Here is a 3,410-nt window from a genome sequence, read left to right on the forward strand (position 1 = left end):
ACAGCACCGGCATCGCTATGCCCCGCGCAGCGAGCTCGGCCTCAAGGGCCGCCTTGAGCTCCCGGTTCTGCTGGTTGATCGGGCTGATGCCGCCGTTGGCGCGGTAATGGTGCGAGACCTCTTCAAGCCGTTCGTCGGGGATGCCGCGGCCGCGTGTGACGTTGCGGAGGAACGGGATGACGTCTTCCTGGCCCTCGGGACCGCCGAAGGAGGCGAGCAGCACGGCGTCGTACTCCTTGGGGGCCATCCTGCCTGCCTCGGTCACGGGGTTCACCGCCGCAGGGTCCTGCGGATTCAGCGGACTCATGCCAGGACCTCGGCAATCTCCCCGGCGGTGATCCGGCGGCCCGTGTAGAACGGAATCTCCTCGCGGACGTGGTTGCGGGCCTCGGTGGAGCGGAGGTGGCGCATCAGGTCCACCAGGTCAACGAGTTCGGGGGCCTCGAGGCCGAGGATCCATTCCCAGTCGCCGAGCGCGAAAGAGGAAACCGTGTTGGAAATGACCTGGGGGAAGTCGCGGCCCAGCATGCCGTGGTCGCGCAGCATCTGGCCACGCTCGTCCTCCGGCAGGAGGTACCACTCGTAGGACCGGACGAAGGGGTACACGCAAAGCCATTCCGCCGGCTCGACGCCGCGGGAAAAGGCCGGGGTGTGGTTCTTGGCGAACTCCGCTTCACGGTGGACGCCCATGGCCGACCACACCAGGTCGGTTCCCGCGAAGAGCTTGCTGCGGCGGATGTCGCGGATGGCTTGCTGCAGGGCCTCGGGCCTTGGCCCGTGAAGCCAGACCATGACGTCAGCGTCGGCCCGCATGGCGGAGACGTCGTAGCTTCCGCGATGGGTCACTCCGCCCTCGGCCAGGCGCGCAATCAAGGCGTCGAAATCGTCGGCAGCATCAGCGCTGCGGAGGACCTCGGCGGAGCGCTTGAATACGGTCCAGAGGGTGAAGAACTGCTCGGCTGATTCTTCGGTTTTAGTGACAGATTCGGCAGGAGTGTGGCTCATGGATACCATACTGCCCCTTCCATGCGTCCAAGTCGAAAAACTCCACTTCTACAGAGCGTAGAAGCTGTCTCTTATACACATCTAGATGTGTATAAGAGACAGGTCCAGGGTCGCCGGCCCCACTGCTGCCACGCGGGTTGACTGCGGAATCCACCCGCTGAGGGCCACAGTCCGCGCCGCGGCTGTCTCTGCAAGCGCCAGGACGGTGGTGGCGCTGCTGACCACGAGCCACGCGAAACGCCCTGCACCCAAGGCGTCGAAAGCGTCATCGAGGGCGTCTTGGTCCCTGGCACGTTCGACATCGGTGAGCGGCAGCAGGAGCGGTTCGGCTCCGGCCAGCCGGAGTTCCGCCGCGAGCGTTTCCGCGCGGTCCGGGTTCCGCGTGATGAGGATGCGGGCCCCCTCGAGCGGGCGCCGCGCGCCTGGAAGTCCGGCGGGGTTGCCTTCCGGACCCTGCCGGTTCACCTGTCCCATGAGCCGATGGCCACCGACGGTCAGGACGCAGTCAGGTCAGCGATATCCGCAGCGCCCGCGGCCAGGAGAACCTCGGCGAGTTCGATCCCCAGCAGGGTCGCGCCCACTTCGGTCAGGCCGTCGGTGGCCCGCTTGTCACGCACGGACGCGGTGCCGTCCACTGCGCACACTACGGCTTCCAGGTGGAGCATGCTGCCCTTCCGGTAGGCGTATGCACCCACGGGAGCGGCGCAGCCGGCTTCGAGCCGGGCCAGCAGCGCCCTGTCTCTTATAGGCGGTGAGCCACGAGCCGGGTCGGGATCGTCCAGCGCTGACGGGCCTGCGCGACACCCGCGAGCCTTCAGTGGAACCGGCCCGGCGCAGGGCGTCGGCCGTGCGGCATTCAATGGCCAGCGATCCCTGACGCAGCCGGAAGCATGATGTCCGTCTCGAGAACTCGGTGACCGTGGCCAACCGGCTGATGCGTTCGGGCCGCGGCAGCCAGCGTCAAAGGTCGCACGATTTTCCGTCCACCGGCCTCGGTCGTGTTGCCAGGCAGCCCTGGAACCCGGCCGAGCCTGGTGTCCGTTACCGCGGATATCCACGATGTCCAGGTCCGGGACGGACGGCGCGGAGGCTGCGCCGCCCAGCGGCGAGCAGTGCCCACCCGCGCGCCCTTCGGAGAATCGGCCAGCTTGAACCCGTCGCGGGCGCACAGGACGTCGCGGACGTCCACGCGGCGGGGGGTTGCGGCGAGAGTCAGCCCCGCGGCCGAGCCCGTGGGCAGGTCCTTGAGCGAATGCACGGCAACATCGCACTCGTTGCGGAGCAGCGCGTCGCGGAGCGCCGCCACGAAAACGCCGGTGCCGCCCATCTGGGACAGCGACCCGGTAAGGACATCGCCGTCGGTCCTGATGTGCACGAGCTCCACCGGGAAGCCCCCGACGGCGGCCAGCAGGTCCGCCGTCTGCTGCGTCTGGGTCAGTGCGAGTTTGCTCGCGCGGGTTCCGATCCGGACCGTCATCGGGCGTCCTCTCCCCCTGCCGGGTAGGCGTCGTGACCGGCGCCCACCGTGGTGTCCGCGCCGGCAATCGTGGGCTTCTCGCCCCGGAAATTGGCGCAGCAGCCGGGACGGCAGACGTCGTACCAGGGGCCCAGGTCGGTGGCCGCCGGGCGGTCACGGATGTTGTTGGCGACCGTGCGTTCGCAGATCAGGTCCACGAGCCCTTCAACGAAGCGGCGGTGTGTTCCGGGCGTCGGCACGCGGGTTGCGGCCAGTCCCAGTTCGCGGCACGTCTCCAGCGCTTCGGTGTCAAGATCCCAGACCACTTCCATGTGGTCGCTGACGAAGCCGAGGGGCACAATCACGATGCCCTTGACGCCCTGCTTGGACAGGTCCGCGATGGCGTCATTGATGTCCGGTTCAAGCCAAGGCACGTGGGGGGCGCCGGACCGTGACTGGTACACGAGGGACCAGGGAGCCGCGAGTCCGGATTCGGCTTCCACCCGCCGCATGACCTCTCCGCCGGTGGCCAGGTGCTGGGCCACGTACGCGGAGTCCTCGGCGAACTGGCGGGGCTCGTCGGCCGACCGTCCGGCCGCCTCGGCGTCGCGGGTGGGAATGGAGTGCGTTGCGAACAGGACGTGCACGGGCGCATCCGGGTTTCCGGCGGCAGCCAGCTGCGCACGGACGTCGGCTATTCCCGCCGCGGTGCCTTCGATGAAGGGTTCCACGAAGCCCGGGTGGTCGAAGTACTGGCGGACCTTGTCCACTTCCAACCTGCCGTCCAGGCCCGTTTCGGTGAGCGCCATGCCGATGTCCTCGCGGTACTGGCGGCAGCTGGAGTAGCAGGAGTAGGCGCTCGTGGTGACCATGAGCAGCTTGCGGTGCCCGGCGTCGTAAGCGTCCTGGAGAGTCTGCGGGATGTAGGGATCCCAGTTCCGGTTGCCCC

At 68.1% G+C, this 3,410-nt stretch carries 6 protein-coding genes; all 6 read right to left on the reverse strand.

Annotated features, from left to right (window positions below):
• The coding region (locus tag B1A87_RS22375) for a ferrochelatase (protein WP_185982450.1) at positions 1-307 on the reverse strand (307 nt) is incomplete at its 3' end.
• Positions 304-1,005, reverse strand: coding sequence for a hydrogen peroxide-dependent heme synthase (gene hemQ, locus B1A87_RS22380; RefSeq protein ID WP_078028203.1), 702 nt, complete (start codon positions 1,003-1,005; stop codon positions 304-306). The genes B1A87_RS22375 and hemQ, both read right to left, overlap by 4 nt.
• Before the next feature lie 81 nt (positions 1,006-1,086).
• A complete protein-coding gene (locus tag B1A87_RS22385; RefSeq protein WP_144275952.1) occupies positions 1,087-1,479 on the reverse strand; it encodes a uroporphyrinogen-III synthase in 393 nt (130 codons plus the stop codon).
• A gap of 20 nt (positions 1,480-1,499) precedes the next feature.
• On the reverse strand, positions 1,500-1,700 hold the full coding sequence (locus tag B1A87_RS24455; protein ID WP_260681133.1) for a hypothetical protein: 201 nt from the start codon (positions 1,698-1,700) through the stop codon (positions 1,500-1,502).
• Between the two features lie 161 nt (positions 1,701-1,861).
• A complete protein-coding gene (locus B1A87_RS24460; RefSeq protein WP_260681134.1) occupies positions 1,862-2,482 on the reverse strand; it encodes a hypothetical protein in 621 nt (206 codons plus the stop codon).
• Positions 2,479-3,410, reverse strand: a 932-nt coding sequence (locus B1A87_RS22395; RefSeq protein WP_144275953.1) for a ferrochelatase, incomplete at its 5' end; no start/stop codon positions are given. The genes B1A87_RS24460 and B1A87_RS22395, both read right to left, overlap by 4 nt.

Origin of the sequence: Arthrobacter sp. KBS0703 (genome assembly GCF_002008315.2) — a bacterium.
GTDB lineage: Bacteria > Actinomycetota > Actinomycetes > Actinomycetales > Micrococcaceae > Arthrobacter.